Consider the following 22,756-nt stretch of genomic DNA (forward strand, 5'->3'; position numbering starts at 1 on the left):
AAAAATGTTTCAGGTCTCGTCGTCATCGGCCGCCGGCTCGACCGGCAGGTCGGCCTCGGCTTCTTCCACGTCCGGCACGTCCGGGATGCGCACATCGATGATCTTGGCGCCAGGGAAACGGGCGAGTATGGCCGCGACAGTCGGGTCGCTCCTGGCGTCGGAAAACGCGTTCTCGCGCTTCGTCGTCTCCATCTCGGTCAATGTCTGGCCGCCCTCTTCCTTCGACAGCGACACCAGCCAGTTGCGGCCGGTCCAGGCGCGCAGCTTGGCGGTGAGGTCGTTGAGCAGCATCTTCGGCGCGTCGTCGGTCAAGGTGACGTCGAGCCGGCCGGGCTCGATGCGTACCGGCCGCACGCAGCGTTTCAGCAGCACCTTGAAGGCCATGTCGCGATTGGCGTCGGCAAGCGCAACGATGTCGGCCAGCGATTTGACCGGAACGACGGGCGCCTCGGCGACCGGCTCCGGCGCCGGAACGAAGGCGGCGGGCGCGGGATGCGTTTCGACCAGGCGCATCGTCTGGGCACCGCCACCGGTGGAAGCAGGCATCCGGGTCTGCGCGACGGGGCTCGCGCCGCCGCCATTGCCGGCCGGCGCTCCGTTGGCGCGCGGCGCACCATTCGGCAGCGGGCCCGCGCCCTCCAGCGATTTCAGCGCCTCGTCCAGCGTCGGCAGGTCGGCGGCGTGCGCCAGCCTGATCAGCACCATTTCGCCGGCGCTGACCGGGCGGTTGGAGGACTGCACCTCGGGAATGCCCTTGAGCAGCATCTGCCAGGTCCGCGACAGCACGCGCACCGAAAGCGTGCCGGCGAATTCGGCACCGCGCCGGCGCTCGTCCTCGGAAAGCGACGCATCGTCGGCGGCTGCCGGCACGAAGCGCAGGCGGGTGACGAGGTGGTTGAACTCGGCAAGATCGGTAAGCACGGCGGCCGGATCGGCGCCGGTGTCGTATTGCGCGCGGAACTCGGCGAGCGCCGCCGCCACGTCGCCCTTCATGACATACTCGAACAGGTCGATGATGCGGGCGCGATCGGCAAGGCCAAGCATGGCGCGCACCGCCTCGGCGCTCACCGTACCGCTGCCGTGGGCGATCGCCTGGTCGAGGATGGAAAGCGAATCGCGCGCCGAGCCTTCGGCGGCCCGCGCGATCATCGCCAGCGCCTCGTCGTCGACGGCAATGCCTTCCTTGGCCGCGATCGAGGACAGATGCCTGACCAGCGCGCCGGCATCGATGCGCCTCAGATCGAAGCGCTGGCAGCGCGACAGCACCGTTATCGGCACCTTGCGGATCTCGGTGGTGGCAAAGATGAATTTGACGTGCGGCGGCGGCTCTTCCAGCGTCTTCAGGAGGCCGTTGAAGGCCTGCGTGGAGAGCATGTGCACTTCGTCGATGATGTAGACCTTGTAGCGTGCCGAGACCGGCGCGTAGCGGACGCGGTCGATGATGTCCCTGATGTCGTCGATGCCGGTGTGAGAGGCGGCATCCATCTCGATGACGTCGACATGGCGTCCTTCCATGATCGCCTGGCAATGCTCGCCGGGGATCGAAAGGTCGACGGAGGGCTGATCGACGGTCGCCGTTTTGTAGTTGAGCGCGCGCGCCAGGATGCGCGCGGTCGTCGTCTTGCCGACACCGCGCACGCCGGTCAGCATCCAGGCCTGGGCGATGCGGCCGGTGGCAAAGGCGTTGGTCAGTGTGCGGACCATCGGCTCCTGGCCGATCAGCTCGGAGAAATTCGAAGGGCGATATTTGCGCGCCAGGACGCGATAAGCGGCGGCCTTACCTGTTTCCAGGCTTTCTGGCCCCAAATTTCCGGCTTCGCTCATTCGCCGCCAAAGCTCCCAGGACCGCGACGGAAGGCGGCCGATTCCTACGCATAGTCTCGCCCGCACGGCTCGGGGCCGTCAATGTCGCGGGAGAAAGGCGAAGAGGTGGGAGGCTGGAACAATGACCCGTTCCGGGCTCGTTAGGGCTGCTTCCTTCCGGACCTGACCCGGTTGGCGAGTGGATCGTCCACCACCAACCTCCCGCGTTCCATATCGGCAATTCGGCGGCGAAATGCAAGGGCCGAGCCGGAACCCATGACCACATCGAAGACGGAAAGTCCTTCAAATCGATGGCGGCGGTCAATGAATCGCTTGCAGCCACCTTGCCGCCGCTCTAGCGTCCCGGGTTTGGAAAATGCTCACAAATAACAGAAGTGAAGGAAACGCCGATGCTGCCTGGCCTCAAGGCCGGATTCACGCTGGACGCCCGGCTGGAGGCGGATAGCGAGCAGCTTATGTGGCTTGGCCTTTGTGAGCTCAGGCTGATGAACGACCGCCGCTGGCCATGGCTGGTGCTGGTGCCGCAGCGGCCGGGTGTCGAGGAAAGCCACGAAATGACGCCGCTCGACCAGGCGATGCTCACCTTCGAGACCAATATGGTGGCGCAAGCGCTGAAGCGGGTGACCGGCTGCACCAAGATCAACACTGGCGCTTTGGGCAACATCGTGCGCCAGCTGCATGTCCATGTCGTCGCCCGCTCCGAGGGCGATCCCGGCTGGCCGGGACCGGTCTGGGGGCACGGCATGCGCGAGCCCTACCAGCGCTCCGATATGAGGCGGTTTGCCGAAACGATCAAGGCAGCGCTATAAGCTGACCAGTGTCCATTCCGCACCCCCGAGTCCTCAGCCCACCCGAGTCCCCATGAGCTTTCGCCTGTTCGACGCGCCCTTGCGCGAGCCCAGTCAATTCGTCGGTTTCGCCGGCAACCGGATCGACCGGCAGTCCGAGAACCGCGCCGACGACGCGGTCGAAAAAGCGCTGGCCGACCGGACCGCGCGGCTGATGCTGATGCATGCCGGGCGGCTTTACCTCAAACTCGACGACGGCACGTTCGACCCCTGGTTCAAGGCGGATGAAAGCCAGGCCTTCGAGGTTTCGCTCGGCCAAGGCGTGCTGCTCGGCTTTTCCGAGGAAGGCCCTGTGCTGGCGGCGCCCGCCGGCGTCGAGCCGGAAAAGCTGCCCGAGACGATCAAGGCGATCGACTACCGCTCCGTCTATATGCAGGGGTTGGTCGACGAGGCGGCGGCCGGCGCGCTGGCGCAAGGCGCGGCGCTGCTCGCCTGGCATGCCAGCCATGCCTTCTGCTCGAAATGCGGCAACCGCTCGGAAATGCGGGCCGGTGGCTACCGGCGGCATTGCCCGGTCTGCGGCACCGACCATTTCCCGCGCACCGACCCGGTGGCGATCATGCTGACGGTGACGCATGAAAAATGCCTGCTCGGGCGCGGCAAGCATTTCGCGCCGGGCATGTATTCCGCGCTTGCCGGCTTCATCGAGCCGGGCGAGACGATCGAGGCGGCGGTGCGGCGCGAGACGCTTGAAGAGGCCGGCATCCGGCTCGGCCGCGTGGTCTATCACGCCAGCCAGCCCTGGCCGTTCCCCTATTCGCTGATGATCGGCTGCTTCGGCGAGCCGCTCAACGAGGATATCCAGGCCGACCTCAACGAGCTGGAGGACTGCCGCTGGTTTTTCCGCGACGACGTGCGCACGATGCTGGACAGGACGCATGCCGACGGCTTGATTACACCGCCGAAAGGGGCGATCGCCCATCACCTCATCCGCGCCTGGGTCGACAGCGAATAGGAGCAGAAGAATGATCCGTCACACCGTCGTGTTCACGCTGAAGCACCCGCTGCAGTCGCTGGAGACGAAGCGCTTCCTCCACGACGCGAAGAAGATCCTGACCGGGATCAAGGGCGTCGCGCATTTCGAGCAGCTGCGGCAGGTGAGCCCGAAGAACGACTACCAGTTCGGCTTCTCGATGGAGTTCGCCGACCAGGCGGCCTACACGCGCTACAACGAGCATCCGGACCACGTCGCCTTCGTGCGCGACCGCTGGGTGCCGGAGGTCGAGACGTTCATGGAGATCGACTACGTGCCGCTCGGCTGGGGGTGATATCGGATTGAGTGCAAACGTCGGAGATTGGCGAAGGCCTTCGTGCTTCGTCATCCACGGGCGAAGCAAGGAGCGAAGCGACGCGCGCAGACCCGAGGATCCACGCCGTGACTTCGACGCGTTGCGACGGTCCAGAATTCTGCTCCGCCGCGCTCTACGATCAAGGTTACGGAATGGATCCTCGGATCTGCGCTCCGCTTCGCGTCGCTCCGCCCGTGGATGACGAAGTCGCGAAGGCTCCCCCAATCTCGAAGGTCGTGAGCTCCGACTAACCGGTCAATCCGCCACCTTCCACTCATCGCGCGAGGCGCTCGCCGGATAGACGCCGAGGATGCGCATTTCGCGCGAGAAGAAGCGCAACTCGTCGAGCGCCAGCTTGACCAGCGGATCGTCCGGGTGGCCCTCGATGTCGGCGTAAAACAACGTCGCGGTGAAGGCGCCGAGCTGGTAGCTTTCGAGCTTGGTCATGTTGATGCCGTTGGTGGCGAAGCCGCCCATCGCCTTATAGAGCGCGGCCGGCACGTTGCGGACACGGAAGATGAAGGTGGTCATCATCTTGGCGTCCGGCGCGGGGCGCTCCACCCATTGCTTGTTCTTGGTCAGCACGACGAAGCGGGTGACGTTCGAATCGGTGTCCTCGACATTCTTCTCGATGATATCGAGCCCATAGAACTCCGCGGCCAAAGCCGGCGCCAGTGAGGCCATGGTGCGGTCCCGGACCTCCGAGACCATCTTGGCCGAACCCGCCGTGTCGCCGGCGATCACCGGCTTCCAGCCGTTCTTGCGGATGTATTTGCGGCACTGGCCGAGCGCATGGATGTGGCTGTGCACGGTCTTGATCTCTTCGCGCTTCACCCCCGGCAGCACCATCAGCTGGAAATGGATCGGCAGGAAATACTCGCCGGCGATGTGCAGCTTCGATTCCGGCAAGAGGTGGTGGATGTCGGCGACGCGTCCGGCGATCGTGTTCTCGATCGGAATCATGGCGAGCTCGGCCTTGCCAGTCTCGACCGCGTTGAAAGCATCCTCGAAGGTCGGGCAAGGCAACGGTTCCATCGACGGGAACATGTTGCGGCAGGCCGTGTCGGAGTTGGCGCCCGGCTCGCCCTGGAAGGAAATTCTGTTGGTCTTTTCAGCCATGCCCCAAATGTCTCTATCTTGTCTCAGTTTGAAAGGATTTTTCGCGCCCGCTCCAGGTCGTCGGGCGTGTCGACGCCAAGCGGCAGCGATTTGACGATCTCGGCGTCGATGCGCATGCCGGCTTCCAGCGCGCGCAGCTGCTCCAGCCGTTCGCGCCGCTCCAGCGGCGACGGCTTGAGCGCGACGAAGCGTTCCAGCGCCGCACGGCGATAGGCGTAGAGGCCGATGTGGTGGTAGAGCGGCCCATCGCCCCAGGGCGCGGTGGCGCGGGTGAAATAGAGCGCCCTCAACCGTGTCGCCGACAGCGGCGAGCCGACGATCTTGACCACGTTCTGGTTGGTCTTCTCCTCGTCGCGCACGATCTCGACGCCCAGCGTGGCGATATCGACCGATTTGTCCTCAAACGGCCGCAGCGACGCGCCGATGATCTCGGGATCGATGGTCGGCAGGTCGCCCTGGACGTTGACGATCGTTTCCACCTGCCTTTTGGGGTCGAGGGCCGTCAGCGCCTCGAAGATGCGGTCAGAGCCCGATTCGTGATCCGCGCGGGTCATGACAGCCTCGAAGCCATGCGCCCGCACGGCTTGCGCGACGACTTCGGTATCGGTCGCCACCACCACGCGGCCAAGCCCGGCCTCGGCGGACCGGCGGGCGACATGGACGATCATCGGCGCGCCCGCAATGTCGGCCAGCGGCTTGCCCGGCAGACGCGTCGAGGCCATGCGGGCGGGGATCAGGATCAAGGTTGACATCGGATTTCAGGGCGGTCGAAAAAAGCGGATGGAAAGTGGCAAAAGGTCTCACTGGAAGCGCCCTTATAGGTGTTGCAACGCCTGAGCAAAAGACCTAGTTTCCGCCCGATTTGACTGGCCTTTCGAGGCAGTTCGCGATACCGACGGACGGAGTGGACGGGACGGTCCGCCGGAAAAGGGAGCAAGGGGCGTATGGATTCCAACGAAGTCAACAAGCTGCTCGGCGGATTTCTGGGAACCTGCTTCCTCGTCTTTTCCATAGGCCTCGTCTCGGACGGATTGTTCGCCTCGCCGGCGCCCGAAAAGCCCGGCTTCGCCATCGAAGCGCAGGAACCGACCGAAGGCGGTCCGGCTGCTCCCGCGGCGGAAGCCAAGCCGATCGCCGACCTGCTCGCCACCGCCAATGCCGAGGCTGGCGCCGCGATCTTCAAGAAATGCCAGGCCTGCCATTCCGGCGAAAAGGGCGGCCCGAACAAGGTCGGCCCGGATCTCTGGGATATCGTCGACCGCCCCGTCGCCGAGCATGAAGGCTTCGCCTATTCGGCCGGCATGAAGGATTTTTCGAAAGGCGGCCAGGAGCAATGGACCTACGACAATCTCAACCACTTCATCACCTCGCCGAAGAAGTTCGTGAAGGGCACGGCGATGGGCTTCGCCGGTCTGCCGAAGGATGAGGACCGAGCCAATGTGATCGCCTATCTGCGCACGCTGTCGGACAATCCGAAGCCGCTGCCGCAGCCGGGCGCTTCGGCCGAGGCCAAGCCCGCCGAAGGCGCCAAGCCGGCGGAAGGCGCCGCACCCGCGAAGCCCGCGGAAGGCGCCGCGCCGGCCAAGCCGGCCGAGGGAGCCGCTCCGGCCAAGCCCGCGGCGCCCGCTCAATAAACAATTTGTCGCAGAGACTTCCTTGGAAAAGCCGGGTTCGTCCCGGCTTTTCTGTTGGGAAAGCTGCATGGGCGGCGACAAAGGCGGCACTTGCGGTTCCCACCGGCGTCAAATGATCTAGATTGCGGGTGAGCAAAGTTCGCGACGAGGAGAACGCATGAAGGTTGGCCGCTTCCGCACGCTTTTCGCATCGGCGTTCGCGCTCGCCTTCGCCGCCAGCCTGCAGGCCGGCTTCGCCGATGAGTGGCACACGACGTCGTCGCTGATCGGGCCTTCAAAATACGGCGAGAATTTCCAACGTTACGACTACGTCAATCCCGATGCGCCGAAAGGCGGGACCTACAACTCCGTCGTCACCGGTACGTTCGACAGCTTCAACCCCTATATCGTGCAGGGATCGCCGGCCGCGGGGCTGGTCGGCTTCGGCGGCGGGCTGCTCTACGACACGCTGATGGACCAGGCGACCGACGAGGGCAGCGTCAGCCACCCGCTGGTCGCCGATGCCTACAAATACCCTTCCGACTATTCGTCCGCCACCTACCGGCTCGATCCGCGGGCAAAATGGCATGACGGCCAGCCAATCACCGTCGATGACGTGATCTGGTCCTTCCAGGTGCTCAAGGCCAACAGCCCACAATACAGCCGCTATTTCGAGAACGTCACCGACGCTGTGGCGATCTCCGACCATGAGGTCGAATTCCATTTCAACCAGAAGGGCAACCGCGAGCTGCCCAAGATCCTCGGCGATCTCGTCGTTTTGCCGAAGCACTGGTGGGAAGGCACCGATGCCAGCGGCAAGAAGCGCGACATCACCAGGCCGACGCTGGAGCCGCCGCTGGGCTCGGCCGCCTACAAGATCGCCAGCTTCAAGCCGGGCTCGGAGATCGTCTGGCAGCGCGTGCCGGACTATTGGGGCGCCAAGCTGCCGGTGAAGGTCGGCCGCGAGAATTTCGATACCCAACGCTTCACCTACATACTGGACGACAACGCCGCCTGGCAGGCCTTCACCAAGGGCGGGCTGGACGACATCAAGCCGGAAAACAGCTCGAGACGTTGGGCCACGGCTTATAATTTTCCCGCCATCGGCGCCGGCGACGTGATCAAGAAGGAATTCAAGACCACCTCGCCGGAGCCGATGCAGGCTTTCATGCTCAACCAGCGCCGGCCGCTGTTCCAGGATCGCCGCGTGCGCGAAGCGCTGACCTATCCTTACGATTTCGAGACGATGAACCGCACGCTGTTTTTCAATTCCAACACGCGCACCAAAAGTTATTTCCAGGGCACCGAATTGGCGTCGAGCGGGCTGCCGCAAGGCAAGGAGCTCGAGATCCTGGAGAAGTATCGAGACAAGCTACCGCCTGAATTGTTCACCCAGGAATTCAAGCTGCCGATCTATGACTCGCCGCAGGCGGAACGGAAGTTTCTGAAGCAGGCGGTGGACCTCTTCGCCCAGGCGGGCTGGGTGATCAAGGGCGGCAAGATGGTGAACGCCAAGACCGGCGCGCCGTTCAAATTCGAGATCCTCGGCACGTCCGACACGGACCAGATCCTCTCAGGCAATTATATCGCCAACCTGCGCAAGATCGGCGTCGACGCGACGCTGCGGATCATCGATCCCAGCCAATACGTCAACCGCGTCAACAATTTCGACTACGACGTCATCACCAACCTGCTGCAGCAGTCGGAATCGCCGGGCAACGAACAGCGCGATTTCTGGAGCTCGAAGGCCGCCGACGCGCCCGGATCGCGCAACTATTCCGGCATCAAGGACCCGGTTGTCGATGCATTGGTCGACCGCATCATCTTCGCCACCGATCGCGACGACCTCGTCGCGGCCACCCACGCGCTCGATCGGGTGCTGTTGTGGAACTACTATGTGGTCCCGCAATTCTACCGCGCGGTGGTGTGGCTTGCCTATTGGAACAAGTTCGGCATGCCGGAAAAGCAGCCAAGTTACCGCGGCGCCGATATCGATTCCTGGTGGATCGACCCCGCGAAGGAAAAGGCGCTGGCCGCCAAGTACAAGGGCCTCAATTGATGGGGCGGCGGATTTTGCTTCCTCGCCGCGACTTCCTGGCGCTCGGCGCCGCGGCCACAGCCGCCGCCCTGCTGCCCGGCCGGGCCTTTGCCGACACCCCGGCCGGTGTCAAGCTGCACGGCCTGTCGGCCTTCGGCGACCTCAAATACAAGCCCGATTTCACCCATTTCGACTATGTCGATGTCGATGCGCCCAAGGGCGGCATCTTCAACTTCTCGCCGCCGAACTGGGGCGCCAACCAGAGCCCGCAAACCTTCAATACGCTGAACTCATTCGTCGCCAAGGGCGATTCTCCGCAGCGCATGGAAATGTGCTTCGATTCCTTGATGGTGCGGGCACTCGACGAGCCAGACGCGGTCTATGGACTGATCGCCGACGGAGTCACAATCTCCGACGACCGCAACGGCTTCACATTCTCGCTGCGCCCGCAGGCGCGCTTCCATGACGGCACGCCGCTCACCGCCGACGATGTTGCCTTCACCTTCAAGCTGCTGAAAGACAAAGGGCATCCGGACTACGCGCTGTCGCTGACGCATCTGGAAGATGCCGAGGCGAAGGACACTCACACCGTCGAGCTCAAATTCTCCGGCAAGCAATCGGCCCGCACCATCCTCAACGTCGTCGGATTTCCGATCCTGTCGAAGGCCTTTTACACGGCCAATCCATTCGATTCCTCGCAGCTCAATCCGCCGCTCGGCTCTAGCGCCTATAAGGTCGGGCGCTGGTCGGCGGGCGCCTGGATCGAATATGAGCGCGTGGCCGACTACTGGGGCAACGACCTGCCGGTCAATCGCGGCCAGAACAATTTCGGGCGCATCCGCATCGAATTTTACCAGGACCGCACGGCCGGGTTCGAGGCCTTCAAGAAGGGCGAGATCCTCTACCGCGAGGAATTCACGTCGCGCGTCTGGGCGACGGCCTACGACTTTCCAGCCTTCACCGCCGGCAAGGTGATCAAGCATGAGTTCCCCGCCGAAACCACGCCTTCCATGCAGGCCACCGCGGTCAACCAGCGGCGGGAGCAATTCAAGGATCCGCGCGTGCGACAGGCGATCGCGCTCTGCTTCGATTTCGAATGGACACGGCGCAACTTCTTCTATGGTTCCTATGAGCGCTCGCAATCCTGCTTCGAAAAATCCGACTTCCGGGCCGCGGGCATGCCAACGCCGCAGGAGCTGGCGCTGCTGGAACCGCTGCGCGACCAGCTGCCACCGGAGACATTCGGCGAAGCGGTGACGCAACCGCCGACCGACGGTTCAGGGCGGGACCGCAAGCAACTGAGCGCGGCACTGAAATTGCTCGCTCAGGCCGGCTGGAAACGCTCCGGTGACTTCGTGGTCAATGACAAGGGCGGGCGGCTGTCCGCCGAATTCCTGGTCGACGACGAGACCTTCGTGCAGGTCTATTCGCCCTGGGTCGCCAACATGAAAGCCATCGGCATCGATGCCTCGATCCGCCTGGTGGATTCGGCACAGTACCAGCTCAGGCAATCGACATTCGATTTCGACCTGCTCTCGGCCGCCTTCAATTTCAGCGCCACGCCGACCCGCGACGATCTGGAAATTTTCTTCCACTCGCGCAGCGCCGCCGTATCGGGCTCGCGCAACCTGTCGGGCATTGCAAGCCCGGCCATCGATGCGTTGATCGATGCCGTCGGCGCCGCCAAGGACCGTGAAAGCCTGACCACCGCCATGCGCGTCTTGGACCGGGCCTTGCGCGCGCGGCGCGATTGGATTCCAAGTTGGTATCTGGCGAATCACCGAAGCGCCTATTGGGACATGTTCGGCTTCCCCGAACAGAAACCCGATTTCGGCTTTCCGGTCGAGGCGCTGTGGTGGGTCGACAAGGGCAAGGCGGCAAAGATTGGCAAGGCCTGACATCACTGTTCGCGCGGGGCCCGTCGCCTGATGGGCGCCTATATCCTGCGCCGCATTCTTCTCATGATCCCGACGCTGTTCGGCATCATGGCGATCTCCTTCGCGGTCATCCAGTTCGCGCCGGGCGGCCCGGTCGAGCAGGTGATTGCACGGCTGACCAACCAGGGCGGCAACGACCGCCTCGGCAGCGGTGGCGGCGACGCCGGCGGCGGCAATTTCGACGTTGCCGGCGATGTCGGCTCGAAATATCGCGGCGCGCAGGGGCTCGATCCCGAATTCATCAAGAAGCTGGAGAAGCAGTTCGGCTTCGACAAGCCGCCGCTCGAGCGCTTCGGCATGATGCTGTGGAACTATAGCCGCTTCGATTTCGGCGACAGCTATTTCCGCGATATCTCGGTGCTGAACCTAATCCTGGAGAAGATGCCCGTCTCCATCTCCATCGGCCTGTGGATCACGCTTTTATCCTACCTGATCTCGATCCCGCTCGGCATCCGCAAGGCGGTGAAGGACGGCTCGACCTTCGACGTATGGACAAGCGGCGTCGTCATCGTCGGCTATGCCATTCCAGGCTTCCTGTTCGGCATCATGCTCATGGTGCTGTTCGCGGGCGGCTCGTTCTGGGACTGGTTTCCGCTGCGCGGCATCGTTTCGGACAATTGGGACCAGCTGTCCTGGCCGGGCAAGATCGCCGACTATTTCTGGCACATGACGCTGCCGCTGACGGCGCTCGTGCTGTCGGCTTTCGCGACGACCACCCTTCTCACCAAGAACTCCTTCCTTGAAGAAATCCGCAAGCAATATGTGGTGACGGCGCGCGCCAAGGGGCTGTCGGAGCACAAGGTGCTCTACGGCCATGTCTTCCGAAACGCCATGCTGATCGTGATTGCCGGCTTCCCCGGCGCCTTCATCTCGGCCTTCTTCACCGGCTCGCTGCTGATCGAGAACATCTTCTCGCTCGACGGCCTCGGCCTGCTCGGCTTCAAGTCGGTGATCGACCGCGACTATCCGGTGGTGTTCGCCACCCTCTACATCTTCTCGCTGCTTGGCCTGTTCGTCGGCCTTTTGTCCGACCTGATCTACACCTGGGTCGATCCGCGCATCGACTTCGAGCGGAGAGACATCTGATGGCCGAGGCCGCGATCGAAAGCGCGCCGGCGCGGCCTCGCAGGCCATTTCTGTCGCCGCTCAACCAGAGGCGGTTGCAGAATTTCAAGGCCAACCGGCGCGGCTACTGGTCGCTCTGGATCTTCCTGTTGCTGTTCGTGCTGTCGCTGTTTTCCGAGCTGATCGCCAACGACAAGCCGATCATCGTCTCATACAAGGGCGAGATTCTGTTTCCGGTTCTGGTCGCCTATCCGGAAGAGAAGTTCGGCGGTTTCTACGCCGTCACCGATTATCGCGATCCGGTGATCCAGGACGAGATCAATTCCAATGGCTGGATGATCTGGCCGCCGGTTCGCTACTCCTACCAGACGGTCAACAACGCCATTCCGGAACCGGCACCGGCAAAACCGTCCTGGCTTTACGACAAGAAGACGCGCTGCAGTCAGTACCCGAAGGGAGAGGCCGACGAGAACTGCGTCGTCGGCAACTGGAACTGGCTGGGCACCGACGACCAGGCGCGCGACGTGCTGGCGCGCGTGCTCTACGGCTTCCGCATCTCGGTTCTGTTCGGCCTGATCCTGACGCTCGGCTCGTCGCTGATCGGCGTCGCGGCCGGCGCGGTGCAGGGTTATTTCGGCGGCTGGACCGACCTTCTCTTCCAGCGTTTCATCGAAATCTGGTCGGCGATCCCGGTGCTCTACCTCCTGCTGATCGTCTCGGCCATCCTGCCGCCGGGCTTCTTCATCCTGCTCAGCCTGATGCTGCTGTTCTCCTGGGTGGCGCTGGTCGGCGTGGTGCGGGCCGAATTCCTGCGCGCCCGCAACTTCGAATATGTCAATGCGGCGCGGGCGCTCGGCGTGCCGAACCTTACCATCATGTTCCGGCACCTGTTGCCGAACGCCATGGTGGCGACGCTGACCTTCCTGCCCTTCCTGCTCTCGGGCTCCATCTCGACGCTGACCTCGCTCGACTATCTCGGCTTCGGCCTGCCGCCCGGCTCGGCCTCGCTCGGCGAGCTGCTGAAACAGGCGCAGCGCAACCTCAACGCCCCCTGGCTCGGCATCTCCGGCTTCATCGTCATTTCGCTGATGCTGTCGCTGCTGGTCTTCATCGGCGAGGCGACACGCGATGCCTTCGATCCGCGCAAGACGTTCAAATGAGCGAAGCCCTGCTGTCCGTCCAAGATCTGAGCGTCGCCTTCGCGCAGGGCGGCAAGCAATCCATCGCCGTCGACCGTATCTCATTCGACATCGCCAAGGGCGAGACGGTTGCCCTGGTCGGCGAATCCGGGTCGGGCAAATCGGTCTCGGCGCTGTCGGTGTTGAAGCTCCTGCCCTATCCCGCCGCCAGCCATCCCTCGGGCAAGATCCTGTTCGGAGGCGCCGACCTGCTCGCCATGAACGAGAAGGCCTTGCGCGGCGTGCGCGGCAACAAGATCACCATGATCTTCCAGGAGCCGATGACCTCGCTCAACCCGCTGCACACGATCGAGCAGCAGATCGTCGAGGTGCTGCAGCTGCATCAGGGCATGCGCGATCAAGCCGCCCGCGTTCGCACGCTGGAGCTGCTCAACGAGGTCGGCATCCGCGATCCGCAGAAACGCCTCGACGCCTATCCGCACCAGCTCTCCGGCGGCCAGCGCCAGCGCGTCATGATCGCCATGGCTTTGGCCAACGAGCCGCAGCTTCTGATCGCCGACGAGCCGACGACGGCGCTCGACGTCACCGTGCAGGCGCAGATCCTCGAATTGCTGGCGAAGCTCAAAGCCCGCAAGGGCATGTCGCTGCTGTTCATCACGCACGATCTCGGCATCGTGCGCAGGATCGCCGACCGCGTCTGCGTCATGACCAAGGGCAAGATTGTCGAGAGCGGCCCGACCGGGGAAATCTTCGCCAATCCGCGGCATGACTATACAAAGCATCTGCTGGCGGCCGAGCCGAAGGGCAAGCCGCCCACGGCCGACCCGGGCGCCAAATCCGTGATGACCGGCAAGGACATCAAGGTCTGGTTCCCGATCAGACGAGGTTTCTTCCGCAGGACCGTCGACCATGTGAAGGCGGTGGACGGCATCGACGTCACGGTGCGCGCCGGCCAGACGCTGGGCGTGGTCGGCGAATCCGGCTCGGGCAAGACGACGCTGGGCTTAGCGCTCGCCCGGATGATCCCCTCGACCGGCACGATCAATTTCAACGGACGCGACATCAACCAGCTCTCCTTCAGCGCCATGCGGCCGCTGCGGCGCGAACTGCAGATCGTCTTCCAGGATCCGTTCGGATCGCTCAGCCCGCGCCTGTCGGTCTCGGAGATCATCGAGGAAGGGCTGAAGATCCACGAGCCGAAGCTCTCGGCCGACCAGCGCGACGACAAGGTGGTCGCCGTGCTGAAAGAGGTCGGCCTCGATCCCGAGACGCGCCACCGCTACCCGCACGAGTTTTCCGGGGGCCAGCGCCAGCGTGTCGCCATCGCCCGCGCCATGGTGCTCAACCCGCGCTTCGTTATGCTCGACGAGCCGACCTCGGCGCTCGACATGAGCGTGCAGGCGCAAGTGGTCGACCTTCTGCGCAGCCTTCAGGCCAAGCACAATCTCGCCTATCTCTTCATCAGCCACGACCTCAAGGTGGTCCGCGCCCTTGCCAATGACGTCATCGTCATGCGCAATGGCCAGATCGTCGAGGCGGGACCTTCCGCACAGATTTTCAGCAGCCCGCAAACCGACTATACGCGGGCGCTGATGGCGGCAGCCTTCAAGATCGAGACGGCACCGACCGGCGTGGTCAGCGAGTAATCGGACCCGCACCGGCGAAACAGGGAAGAAAATCCGCAAATGGAAAAAGGCAAAGTCCTGCTTGCCCTCACGGGCATCCACCCGCAGCGCTGGCATGAGTTGCTCTCGGCCGAGCGCGAGGTCGTGCTGGAGCCAAACGGCGCTAACGATCCGTCGATCACCTATGCGGTGGTGTGGAAGCAGAAGCCCAACCTTCTCAAGTCGCTGCCCAATCTGCGCGTCATCTTTTCGATCGGCGCCGGCGTCGACCACATCTTTGCCGATCCCGGCCTGCCAGACGTGCCGATCGTCAGAATCGTCGCCGACAATCTCACCCAATACATGACCGAATATGTCGTATGGCGAGTGCTCGACCATCACCGCCAGAGCATGCTCTACCGCGGCCAGCAGGCGAAGAAGACGTGGCACGAGCCGCCGCAACGGCCGGCCGGCGACATCTCCGTCGGCATCATGGGCCTCGGCCATCTCGGCCGCGCCGCGGCTTCGGTGCTGCTTTCGCTCGGTTTCGCCGTCAATGGCTGGTCGCGCAGCGAGCGGCCGATGAAGGACGTTTCGACCTATGCCGGCGAGGCCGGGCTGATCCCGTTCCTCAATGCCACCGACATCCTGGTCGTGCTGTTGCCGCTCACGCCGCAAACCCAAGGCATCGTCAATTACGGGCTGCTCAAGGAATTGCGCCGGCGCAACGGGCTTGGCGGCGCCGTGCTGATCAATGCCGGGCGCGGACGCCTGCAGAAGGACGCCGACATCGTGCGCGCGCTGGACGACGGCACGCTGAAGGAAGCAAGCCTCGACGTGTTCGAGGTCGAGCCGCTGCCGAAGACCAGCCCGTTATGGAGCCACCCGAAAGTATTCGTCACGCCGCATGCGGCGGCGACCTCGGACCCGGCCCATCTGGTGCCGATCATGCTTCGCCAGATGGCCGCCTTCGAGCGCGGCGAAAAGCTGGACAACCTGGTCGACAGAGAGGCGGGGTATTGAACTGCTCCAAGAAAGCCTGCGCACAGCTTCATCGATTGCGCGAACAGTGTGAGCGGTTTTCCGCCCGGAATTGCGTCAAAACAAAGAGATAGAGCGGTTCGCCGTTTTCGCGAAACGGTGAACCGCGCCAAGCGTCAGCGCTCCAGCGCCATGTTTTCCAGCTTCTTCGAGTGCTGCACACCCGCCAGGTCCATCACATGCTCCCGGCGGGCGCGCTGAAGGTCGGCTGGCGGTTTGCCGTCGATCATCCGGGCGATGTCTTCAACGATCAGACGGCCCATCAGTTGCCGGCCACCTGACACAGCCGCGGCGCGATGCGGCGAGAGGATGACGTTGGGCATGTCACGCAAGGGATGATCCTTCGCCAGCGGCTCAACCGGAAACACATCTATCGCGGCGCGGATACGCCTTGTCCGTACCGCCTCGACCAGGGCATCGAAATCGATGAGATGCGCGCGGCTGACAAGGACGAGCAATGCGTTGCGCTGAAGCCTGGCGATAGTCGTCGCGTCGACGAGACCCTTGTTGGTCCTGGTCGGCGCCGCCGTCACGAACAGCACGCGGCTGCTGCTTGCGACCTCTTCCAGAGACACGAGCCTGGCGCCATATTGCTTGGCGACCGACGGGTCGAGCCAGGGGTCATAGGCGGAGATTTTCGGCGAGAACGGCGCCAGGAGCCGGCTACATTCCTTGGCAATGGCGCCGAAGCCGACGAACCCGATCGTCTGCTCGAAGAGGGTGAAGTCGGTGGCCGGATTGTCATTGAGCCAGTGCTCGCCACCGGTGCGAAACAACTCGTGTTCTTCCACAAGCCCTCGCGCGCCGGAGAGCGCCATGGCCACCGCCATCTCAGCGACCGAGCCACGCATACCCGGACCGGTTGCCAGCACCTCGATGCCGCGATCGAAGCAGGCGGTGTAGTCAATGGTGTCGGGGAAGGCGCCATAAAGCTCTATCACCGCCTTGAGTTTGGCCGCACTCTTGATCTGAGCCGCATCGAGCGTCGGCAAGGCAGAGAGATAGAACGTCATGTCGGCCAGGTTTTCGTCCAGGACATGACCTGGCATGGGCTCGTTCTTTGCCCAAACAAGATCGCAGAGCCCGCCAAGCCGCTCCAGGTCGGCCCGCGTGAATAATTCGTCAAGCTGCCGCCATTGTGGATCAAGAACCGCAACGGGTTTGTTCATGTCGATATCCTCCCTTGGAATTCAACAGTTGATGCGATCTTCGCGCACCATCACGCGCTGGCGTGCACTCCGCCCGCCGGGGGCTCACGACTTTGCCCCGGTAATTAACGCGACCAGTTCCTCGCCCGAGGTCTCGCTTGTGCGGCGATGACCTACGACGTGACCGTTGCGCATGATCCATATCTCGTTCGAGAGCCGCATCACCTGATCGAAATTGTGGCTGATCAGAAGGAATGTCCTTCCTTGTTGCCGCAGGTGGTCGATCAGGCTCTCGACTTCGAGCCGCTCCCGCACGCCAAGCGCGGCGGTCGGCTCATCCATGATGGTGAGCTTGGCGTTCCAGCCTACCGCACGGCTGATCGCGACAGCCTGACGCTGGCCGCCGGACAGTTGACGAACGCGAGCGTTGATGGACGGTATGTTGATCTGCAGGCCGGCCAGCATGCTCCTCGCCTGAGCGGCCATGGCGCGCTTGCGGGTGATCCGCAGCGGCCCACCCCAGGTAAGTTCGCGGCCGAGAAAGAGATTCTGCCAGATCGTCAGGTCGTCGACGAGGGCCAGATCCTGGAACAGCGTCTCGACACCGACCCGCCTTGCGTCATCCGGATTGCGCAGCATCGCCGGCCGACCGTCGAAGAATATCTCGCCGGAGGTCGGTTGATGTACTCCGGTCAGAATCTTGACCAGGGTCGATTTTCCGGCGCCATTGTCGCCTACGATAGCAGCGACCTTGCCTTCCTCGACGGAAATGCTGACGCCGTCGAGCGCGACGACCGAGCCGAAATGCTTGTGGACATTGCGCACTTCCAGCATCTTGCGTCCCGCAAGACCTACGGCCGCGCCAATATCCGAAGCAGGTTCGATCGTCATTTTTGGAACCGGTAAGCGATGGCGAACAAGATGACGACCATGCCTGTGACGATCGGCTGGTAGAAAACGCCGACGCCAAGCAGGGTCATCAGGTTCAAAAGTGCGGTCAGGACGAGGGCGCCTACCACCGGACCAATGATCGTGCCACGGCCGCCGAAGAGACTCGTTCCCCCCAGCACCGATGCCGCTATCGAGTTTAGCAGATAGGAACTGCCGGTAGCGGGTTCGGCCGATCCGATGCGTGCGGTAAGCATGACGCCGGCGATGCCGGCGAGCAAGCCGCTGATGGCGAGCGCCGCGATCTTGATCCTCGCGACCTTGAGGCCGAGATTGCGGCTGCCTTCGTGGTTGCCGCCTACCGCGAACAGATGCGTGCCCAGCTGCGTATAAAACAGAAGCAGGTGGGCAATGACGGCGACAGCTGCCGCGAGCAACGTTATGTTGGGAACTGGCCCGATGCTGCCGCTGGCTAACCCGGTCAGCAAGGGCGAAATGACCCCAACAGGCCGACCATTCGAAAGCACCAGCGCACACCCCGATGCAATGCTGAGCATCCCCAGCGTCGCTATGAAATCGCTGATCTTGCCCTTCGAAATCACGACGCCGCTGATGATGCCGAACACCATGCTGGTGACGACAGCCATCGCGATCCCGATCGGCACGCCCCATTTCTGGGTGACTGAGATGCCGATCATCACACAGGATATCTGCACCAGCGACCCGACCGAAAGATCGATGCCGGCGGTGATGATGACGAAAGTCTGGCCGATCGCCACCACCACCAGTATCGAACAGGCGACGAGGATCGAGGTGACGTTTCCAGCTGTCAGGAACAGCGGCGAGGCCAATGCTCCAACCGCCATGAGCACCAGCAGCGCCAAGACGATCGCCCAATCGAGCACGCCGCTCGACCTGACAGTCCGTCCGATGCGGCTGACCGCTGCGTGGCCGGCAGTCGCAGTCTCTGCTTGCAAGCTCACCTAACCGGCCCTGCTACTTGATCAGCTTGGCAATCGGGCTGGAATATTCGAACCATGGTTGCGGCGAAGACGCCTTGGCCGCGGCGATGTTCTCGGACGTGATCAGCGCCTGCGGCGCAACGGTGGTCGCATCGATTGCAGCGCCCTGCGACGCCGCAAGGCAGGCTTCGACCTCGATCTGGCCCATCAGGTAGGGGAACTGCGCGGCGGTGCCAGTCATCTGTCCCGCTTCGATGGAATTGAGCGCGTCGTCGATTGCGTCCGTGCCGAACACCAGGACCTTGCCGGCAAGGCCCGCATTGTTGACGGCCTGCTGGACACCCAAGGCCATGCCGTCGTTAGCGGCATAGAAACCCTTCAGATCGGGGTGGGCGCGAAGGATCGCATCGGCGGCGTTCAATGCCTTCTCGCGATCCCAATCGGCGGCCTGCTCCTGGACGATTTCGAGACCGCCGGCACCGGAGCGAAACCCCTCCAGCCTCTGGATGCTGGCCGGATGCCCTGCCAGACCGCCGATCAGCGCAACCTTCCCTGTGCCGCCGAGGCGCTTGACCATTTCCTCGGCCACGGCCTTGCCGGCGTCGGTATGGCGCACGGTGACATAGGTTGTCAGCTTCACGCCCGCGGCGGCGAGCGCATCGGCGTCGAACGCGTCACCGGCGATGATCGGAATGTTCTTCTTGGCCGCCGTCACGAGAGGTTGGATCAGGTTGCTGTTGCTGATTGGCGCCACGATAAAGCAATTGAAATCCTGGCCGACCATTGTCTGGACCATGTTGGTCTGTTCATCGATGGCCGATTCATCGGTGCCGGCCTGAACCGTGACGGCCGCACCGAGCTCCTTTGCCTTTACCTCAATGCCTTGTTGTGTCGCCAGCCAATAAGGATTGGCAAGCGTCTTGAGCACCACGGCGATCTTCAGGTTCTTGCCTGGCAGATCGGCCGCCCATGGCTGACCGACAAGTGTCAGGCACAGGATCGGCCCTGCAAGCAGGCTTTGCATCGAGACTTTAATCGACATGGCTTATTCCTCCCATTGTGGCGGTCCGTTGCGCTGGATCCGTGCGGACCGGCACAAAGCGTGGAAGTGCGCGCTTCTTGAACGGCGCCTATTCCTTCCGTAGCTCAGGATAGAGGCCGCCCTGCCGCCAACAATCAGCAACTCCATCAGATCGCATCAAACGACACCAACCATCTGATGCCGATCGTGCCCTGGCGGATGATCGCCTTCAAGCGCGGCGACAGGTTCGACAATCCTGTCGATCGGGAGGCGGATATTAGCGGGCCTTATCTGGCCAGGTCCCAGTCCCGAAAGCACTGCGGCTCCCAGTCCGTGTTGGGCACATGGTGCAGCACATCGAGAGTGGACTTGCCGTTGTTGGACGGGCCCAGGATGCAGATGCGGTTGCCGAGATCCGAGAGACTCATGGCGGCTTTCAAACACGAAAGCTCGACGAACCGACCGATCGCAAAGCGGAATATCGAATATCGGATACTCAGGAAGGCTTCGAGCCCGGCAGCCCGAACGTCTCCTTCTTCTTCGGCTTGCCGCAGTCGCGGCGGTCGATCGAGCGGTTCATGGCGTTGATCTCGCCGCTCGCCTTGTTGCTGTCGCGCGAAGCCTTGGAGCGCATGTCCGGCGTGAACGGGCCAAAGCCCATCGCCGGGTTGGAGAAGCTCGGCTTGGCGGTGACAGGCAGATTGTTCTGCTGCGCCAATTGATTGCGCTGCGCCAGCAATTGATCGCAAGGCACATCGTCATACTGCAATGAGGATTGGACGTCCTCGTCCTGACGCTCGGCCATCGACGTGCCGCCGACACATCCGGCCACCGCCAGGCAGGACGCCAACGCAATCATGATCCAGCGCATGGATATCTCCTCGTGGTATCCGCCCCGCGCAACCCGGACCATGCCATTCAGGCTTTTTCGCAGCAAGGTCGACCTCATGCCGTTGCCGGATTCCCCGCCTCGGTAGCTGTAGCAGGGAAGCCAGCCACAATAGCTAGGCCCTCGACGGGATCGCGCCGGTCGTGACGGATAACCATGCTTTCCAGCGACAGGACCGAAAGCCCGTTGGCACAAAGCACGTGCCGCGCATAGGCCTCGGAATGAGCATAACGCCGCGACGGCAAAAGGGCGAAATCGCCGCCGCCGACAAGCGTCTCGAGCGAAAAGGCGAATATGCCGCCATCGGCAAGCATGTTCGCAACCGCGCCGACGATACGGTCGAGCGCGCCGACATAGATGAACACGTCGGCCGCGACCACGAGGTCGGCTCTGTCGCCGGTGTGGGAGAAATGCTGAAGATCGGCCTTGGCCAGCAGGTCGTAGATGCCCTTGGCCCTCGCCTTCCTCAGCATGCCGGCCGAGATGTCGTAGCCCTCCAGCCGGTCGACGAAAGGGCGCAGCCTTTCGCCCATCAGGCCGGTGCCGCAGCCAAGGTCGAGGGCCAGCCGGAATCGGCCGGGCCTTGCCTTGCCAATGGCGGGCCCGAGAAAATCCGGCAGCCCGTAGCCGAGCTTGCCGACAAGCGAGTCCTCGAAACTGTCGGCGTAGTGGTCGAACAAGGTCTCGACAAAGGCGCTGGGCGGCGCCGCCGCGGCGGTCGCCTTGCCGATCAGCTGAAGCTTGAGCGCGGCGCCCAGGCGATCCGCGGGCTCTAGCTTCAGCGCCATGGCCCAGGCCTGCGCGGCCTGGTCGGGCAGGCCGGCCGCTTCCTGCATCTCGCCGAGGCGAAACCAGCCGGCGGCCCAGCGCGGCGCCAGCTCCAGCGCGCCAAGCAAAAGCTCCGCCGCCTGCGCAGGCTCGCCCGAGGCGAGAAGCATCTCGGCGAAATCGGCGCGACGGTCGGCATTCAAATCGCCCGACGAGGCCTGGAGCGGTTTCATTCGTGAAGGATCCCACCGGCGAGGCGGGCCGGCGGCTGGCTCCATAGCATGATCCCGAACCAAAGGTCAGCGAAGCAAAAAGTGGGAACCGGTTTTCGGAGAGAGATCTTGCTCCAACAAAGAGCTGGATCGTGATGGCGTTTCAACGAAACGCGATTGGGATCCAGGACGAGTCAGCAGTCTCTTGCAACGGGCTTCCCGCGGCAAATTTAGCTACTATGTTCAAAGCCATGCACGCCAGCGACCTGCTCAAATCCCGGCCGGAGGGCCTCTACTGCCCGCCCGGCGATTTCTTCATCGATCCGGTGCGGCCCGTCGAGCGGGCTCTGATCACGCACGGCCACTCCGACCATGCGCGATCCGGCCACCGCTCGGTGCTTGCGACGCAAGAGACGCTCGACATCATGGGACTGCGCTATGGCGAGGATTTCGCCGGAACGACGCAAGCGGCAACTCTCGGTCAGACGATCGACATCAACGGCGTCGCCGTCACCTTCCATCCGGCCGGGCATGTGTTGGGCTCGGCGCAGATCTGCGTCGAGCATGGGGGCATGCGCATCGTCGCCTCCGGCGACTACAAGCGGCAGAAGGACGCGACCTGCCTGCCGTTCGAGCCTGTCCGCTGCGATGTTTTCATCACCGAAGCGACCTTCGGCCTGCCGGTGTTCCGGCATCCGCCCGACCATGAGGAGATCGCGCGCGTGCTCAAATCGGCGGCGCAGTTTCCCGAACGCTCGCATTTGATCGGCGCCTATGCGCTCGGCAAGGCGCAGCGCGTGATGCGGCTGTTGCGCGACGCCGGCTATGACAGGCCGATCTATATCCACGGCGCGCTGGCCAAGCTCAGCGAATATTATCAGAGTCAGGGCATCGATCTCGGCAGGCTCGAGCCGGGAACCGTGGAGAGCGGCAGCAAGGCCGATTTCGCCGGCGCCATCGTCGTCGGACCGCCGTCGGCCTTCGCCGACCGCTGGGCGCGGCGTTTTCCGGACCCGATCTCCTGCTTCGCCTCGGGCTGGATGCGCATCCGCCAGCGGGCCAAGCAGGGCGGCGTCGAGCTGCCGCTGATCATTTCCGACCATGCCGACTGGGACGAGCTGATCATCACCATCAAGGAAACGGGGGCGGAGGAAATCTGGGTGACGCATGGCCGCGAGGAGGCGCTGGTGCGCTGGTGCGAGCTGGAGGGCATCGCCGCGCGGCCGCTGCATCTGGTGGGATATGAGGACGAGGGCGATTGATGGCGATTCTTGATGCGGGAATTGGCAACGCCGCGATCCTTCACACCCCCCTCTGGCCTGCCGGCCATCTCCCCCGCAAGGGGGGAGAT

Annotated in this window: 20 protein-coding genes, 1 other RNA gene and 1 pseudogene; 11 read left to right on the forward strand and 11 right to left on the reverse strand. The window is 63.4% G+C overall.

The genetic code is table 11. The features are described from left to right. Positions 1-9 precede the first annotated feature (9 nt). Positions 10-1,824: a DNA polymerase III subunit gamma/tau gene (locus FJ414_RS16210; protein ID WP_140645374.1), complete on the reverse strand. Its 1,815-nt coding sequence runs from the start codon at positions 1,822-1,824 to the stop codon at positions 10-12. Positions 1,825-1,929: 105 nt separating this feature from the next. Next, positions 1,930-2,026, reverse strand: an RNA gene (ffs, locus tag FJ414_RS16215) — signal recognition particle sRNA small type. Between the two features lie 187 nt (positions 2,027-2,213). On the opposite strand from ffs, the gene FJ414_RS16220 reads away from it, so the two are divergent. From FJ414_RS16220 to FJ414_RS16230, 3 genes are read left to right on the forward strand one after another with little or no spacing between them, the layout of a single operon-like run. Beyond that, a complete protein-coding gene (locus FJ414_RS16220) occupies positions 2,214-2,633 on the forward strand; it encodes an HIT family protein (RefSeq protein ID WP_140645375.1) in 420 nt (139 codons plus the stop codon). 52 nt (positions 2,634-2,685) lie between these two features. Continuing rightward, positions 2,686-3,627 (forward strand): NAD(+) diphosphatase, encoded by a 942-nt coding sequence (gene nudC, locus FJ414_RS16225; RefSeq protein WP_140645376.1) that lies wholly within the window; start codon positions 2,686-2,688, stop codon positions 3,625-3,627. A 10-nt stretch (positions 3,628-3,637) separates the two neighbouring features. Then, positions 3,638-3,940 carry a Dabb family protein gene (locus tag FJ414_RS16230; RefSeq protein WP_140645377.1) on the forward strand — a complete coding sequence of 101 codons (303 nt, stop codon included), beginning with the start codon at positions 3,638-3,640 and terminating at the stop codon, positions 3,938-3,940. A gap of 276 nt (positions 3,941-4,216) precedes the next feature. Here FJ414_RS16230 and FJ414_RS16235 read toward each other — a convergent pair whose 3' ends face one another. Together FJ414_RS16235 and FJ414_RS16240 are read right to left on the reverse strand one after the other, a co-directional pair. Beyond that, the gene (locus tag FJ414_RS16235; RefSeq protein WP_140645378.1) at positions 4,217-5,080 is read right to left on the reverse strand and encodes a prephenate dehydratase; all 864 of its coding nucleotides are present in this window, start codon (positions 5,078-5,080) and stop codon (positions 4,217-4,219) included. Positions 5,081-5,103: 23 nt separating this feature from the next. Beyond that, the gene (locus FJ414_RS16240; protein ID WP_140645379.1) at positions 5,104-5,832 is read right to left on the reverse strand and encodes a 3-deoxy-manno-octulosonate cytidylyltransferase; all 729 of its coding nucleotides are present in this window, start codon (positions 5,830-5,832) and stop codon (positions 5,104-5,106) included. A 192-nt stretch (positions 5,833-6,024) separates the two neighbouring features. Between FJ414_RS16240 and FJ414_RS16245 the strand changes: the two genes are divergently transcribed. The 7 genes from FJ414_RS16245 (at position 6,025) to FJ414_RS16275 (ending at position 15,499) form a co-directional block, all read left to right on the forward strand. Beyond that, positions 6,025-6,714 (forward strand): cytochrome c family protein, encoded by a 690-nt coding sequence (locus tag FJ414_RS16245; RefSeq protein ID WP_140645380.1) that lies wholly within the window; start codon positions 6,025-6,027, stop codon positions 6,712-6,714. Between the two features lie 157 nt (positions 6,715-6,871). Next, the gene (locus FJ414_RS16250) at positions 6,872-8,752 is read left to right on the forward strand and encodes an extracellular solute-binding protein (protein WP_140645381.1); all 1,881 of its coding nucleotides are present in this window, start codon (positions 6,872-6,874) and stop codon (positions 8,750-8,752) included. Beyond that, on the forward strand, positions 8,752-10,629 hold the full coding sequence (locus FJ414_RS16255; RefSeq protein ID WP_140645382.1) for an extracellular solute-binding protein: 1,878 nt from the start codon (positions 8,752-8,754) through the stop codon (positions 10,627-10,629). The genes FJ414_RS16250 and FJ414_RS16255 overlap by 1 nt, the downstream gene beginning before the upstream one ends. A gap of 30 nt (positions 10,630-10,659) precedes the next feature. After that, positions 10,660-11,754 carry a microcin C ABC transporter permease YejB gene (locus FJ414_RS16260; RefSeq protein WP_140645383.1) on the forward strand — a complete coding sequence of 365 codons (1,095 nt, stop codon included), beginning with the start codon at positions 10,660-10,662 and terminating at the stop codon, positions 11,752-11,754. Next, positions 11,754-12,893 carry an ABC transporter permease gene (locus FJ414_RS16265; protein WP_140645384.1) on the forward strand — a complete coding sequence of 380 codons (1,140 nt, stop codon included), beginning with the start codon at positions 11,754-11,756 and terminating at the stop codon, positions 12,891-12,893. The genes FJ414_RS16260 and FJ414_RS16265 overlap by 1 nt, the downstream gene beginning before the upstream one ends. Beyond that, complete coding sequence (locus tag FJ414_RS16270) at positions 12,890-14,518, forward strand: ABC transporter ATP-binding protein (RefSeq protein WP_140645385.1); 1,629 nt, start codon at positions 12,890-12,892, stop codon at positions 14,516-14,518. The genes FJ414_RS16265 and FJ414_RS16270 overlap by 4 nt, the downstream gene beginning before the upstream one ends. A gap of 39 nt (positions 14,519-14,557) precedes the next feature. Beyond that, positions 14,558-15,499: a glyoxylate/hydroxypyruvate reductase A gene (locus FJ414_RS16275; RefSeq protein ID WP_140645386.1), complete on the forward strand. Its 942-nt coding sequence runs from the start codon at positions 14,558-14,560 to the stop codon at positions 15,497-15,499. 134 nt (positions 15,500-15,633) lie between these two features. Here the strand turns inward: FJ414_RS16275 and FJ414_RS16280 are convergent, their stop codons facing one another. The 7 genes and pseudogenes from FJ414_RS16280 to FJ414_RS16310 form a co-directional block, all read right to left on the reverse strand. Further along, positions 15,634-16,686 (reverse strand): NAD(P)-dependent oxidoreductase, encoded by a 1,053-nt coding sequence (locus FJ414_RS16280; protein ID WP_140645387.1) that lies wholly within the window; start codon positions 16,684-16,686, stop codon positions 15,634-15,636. An 84-nt stretch (positions 16,687-16,770) separates the two neighbouring features. Then, positions 16,771-17,556: an ATP-binding cassette domain-containing protein gene (locus FJ414_RS16285; RefSeq protein WP_246672413.1), complete on the reverse strand. Its 786-nt coding sequence runs from the start codon at positions 17,554-17,556 to the stop codon at positions 16,771-16,773. Next, positions 17,553-18,437 carry an ABC transporter permease gene (locus tag FJ414_RS16290; RefSeq protein WP_140645388.1) on the reverse strand — a complete coding sequence of 295 codons (885 nt, stop codon included), beginning with the start codon at positions 18,435-18,437 and terminating at the stop codon, positions 17,553-17,555. The genes FJ414_RS16285 and FJ414_RS16290 overlap by 4 nt, the downstream gene beginning before the upstream one ends. A gap of 112 nt (positions 18,438-18,549) precedes the next feature. Beyond that, positions 18,550-19,557: a substrate-binding domain-containing protein gene (locus FJ414_RS16295; protein WP_140645389.1), complete on the reverse strand. Its 1,008-nt coding sequence runs from the start codon at positions 19,555-19,557 to the stop codon at positions 18,550-18,552. Positions 19,558-19,853: 296 nt separating this feature from the next. Further along, positions 19,854-19,964: pseudogene (locus tag FJ414_RS16300) on the reverse strand (AAA family ATPase); the annotation flags it as partial. 68 nt (positions 19,965-20,032) lie between these two features. Further along, complete coding sequence (locus FJ414_RS16305) at positions 20,033-20,407, reverse strand: hypothetical protein (protein ID WP_140645390.1); 375 nt, start codon at positions 20,405-20,407, stop codon at positions 20,033-20,035. Positions 20,408-20,481: 74 nt separating this feature from the next. Next, complete coding sequence (locus tag FJ414_RS16310; protein WP_140645391.1) at positions 20,482-21,426, reverse strand: methyltransferase domain-containing protein; 945 nt, start codon at positions 21,424-21,426, stop codon at positions 20,482-20,484. A 230-nt stretch (positions 21,427-21,656) separates the two neighbouring features. Between FJ414_RS16310 and FJ414_RS16315 the strand changes: the two genes are divergently transcribed. Further along, positions 21,657-22,667, forward strand: coding sequence for a ligase-associated DNA damage response exonuclease (locus FJ414_RS16315; RefSeq protein WP_140645396.1), 1,011 nt, complete (start codon positions 21,657-21,659; stop codon positions 22,665-22,667). Positions 22,668-22,756: the final 89 nt, after the last annotated feature.

This window comes from Mesorhizobium sp. B3-1-6 (assembly GCF_006439555.1).
GTDB lineage: Bacteria > Pseudomonadota > Alphaproteobacteria > Rhizobiales > Rhizobiaceae > Mesorhizobium.

Excerpts from the sequence above, each read along its gene's own strand:
- FJ414_RS16210 (WP_140645374.1), bottom strand. The coding sequence starts at position 1,824 with ATGAGCGAAGCCGGAAATTTGGGGCCAGAAAGCCTGGAAACAGGTAAG.
- FJ414_RS16220 (WP_140645375.1), top strand. The coding sequence starts at position 2,214 with ATGCTGCCTGGCCTCAAGGCCGGATTCACGCTGGACGCCCGGCTGGAG.
- nudC (WP_140645376.1), top strand. The coding sequence starts at position 2,686 with ATGAGCTTTCGCCTGTTCGACGCGCCCTTGCGCGAGCCCAGTCAATTC.
- FJ414_RS16230 (WP_140645377.1), top strand. The coding sequence starts at position 3,638 with ATGATCCGTCACACCGTCGTGTTCACGCTGAAGCACCCGCTGCAGTCG.
- FJ414_RS16235 (WP_140645378.1), bottom strand. The coding sequence starts at position 5,080 with ATGGCTGAAAAGACCAACAGAATTTCCTTCCAGGGCGAGCCGGGCGCC.
- FJ414_RS16240 (WP_140645379.1), bottom strand. The coding sequence starts at position 5,832 with ATGTCAACCTTGATCCTGATCCCCGCCCGCATGGCCTCGACGCGTCTG.
- FJ414_RS16245 (WP_140645380.1), top strand. The coding sequence starts at position 6,025 with ATGGATTCCAACGAAGTCAACAAGCTGCTCGGCGGATTTCTGGGAACC.
- FJ414_RS16250 (WP_140645381.1), top strand. The coding sequence starts at position 6,872 with ATGAAGGTTGGCCGCTTCCGCACGCTTTTCGCATCGGCGTTCGCGCTC.
- FJ414_RS16255 (WP_140645382.1), top strand. The coding sequence starts at position 8,752 with ATGGGGCGGCGGATTTTGCTTCCTCGCCGCGACTTCCTGGCGCTCGGC.
- FJ414_RS16260 (WP_140645383.1), top strand. The coding sequence starts at position 10,660 with ATGGGCGCCTATATCCTGCGCCGCATTCTTCTCATGATCCCGACGCTG.
- FJ414_RS16265 (WP_140645384.1), top strand. The coding sequence starts at position 11,754 with ATGGCCGAGGCCGCGATCGAAAGCGCGCCGGCGCGGCCTCGCAGGCCA.
- FJ414_RS16270 (WP_140645385.1), top strand. The coding sequence starts at position 12,890 with ATGAGCGAAGCCCTGCTGTCCGTCCAAGATCTGAGCGTCGCCTTCGCG.
- FJ414_RS16275 (WP_140645386.1), top strand. The coding sequence starts at position 14,558 with ATGGAAAAAGGCAAAGTCCTGCTTGCCCTCACGGGCATCCACCCGCAG.
- FJ414_RS16280 (WP_140645387.1), bottom strand. The coding sequence starts at position 16,686 with ATGAACAAACCCGTTGCGGTTCTTGATCCACAATGGCGGCAGCTTGAC.
- FJ414_RS16285 (WP_246672413.1), bottom strand. The coding sequence starts at position 17,556 with ATGACGATCGAACCTGCTTCGGATATTGGCGCGGCCGTAGGTCTTGCG.
- FJ414_RS16295 (WP_140645389.1), bottom strand. The coding sequence starts at position 19,557 with ATGTCGATTAAAGTCTCGATGCAAAGCCTGCTTGCAGGGCCGATCCTG.
- FJ414_RS16305 (WP_140645390.1), bottom strand. The coding sequence starts at position 20,407 with ATGCGCTGGATCATGATTGCGTTGGCGTCCTGCCTGGCGGTGGCCGGA.
- FJ414_RS16310 (WP_140645391.1), bottom strand. The coding sequence starts at position 21,426 with ATGAAACCGCTCCAGGCCTCGTCGGGCGATTTGAATGCCGACCGTCGC.
- FJ414_RS16315 (WP_140645396.1), top strand. The coding sequence starts at position 21,657 with ATGCACGCCAGCGACCTGCTCAAATCCCGGCCGGAGGGCCTCTACTGC.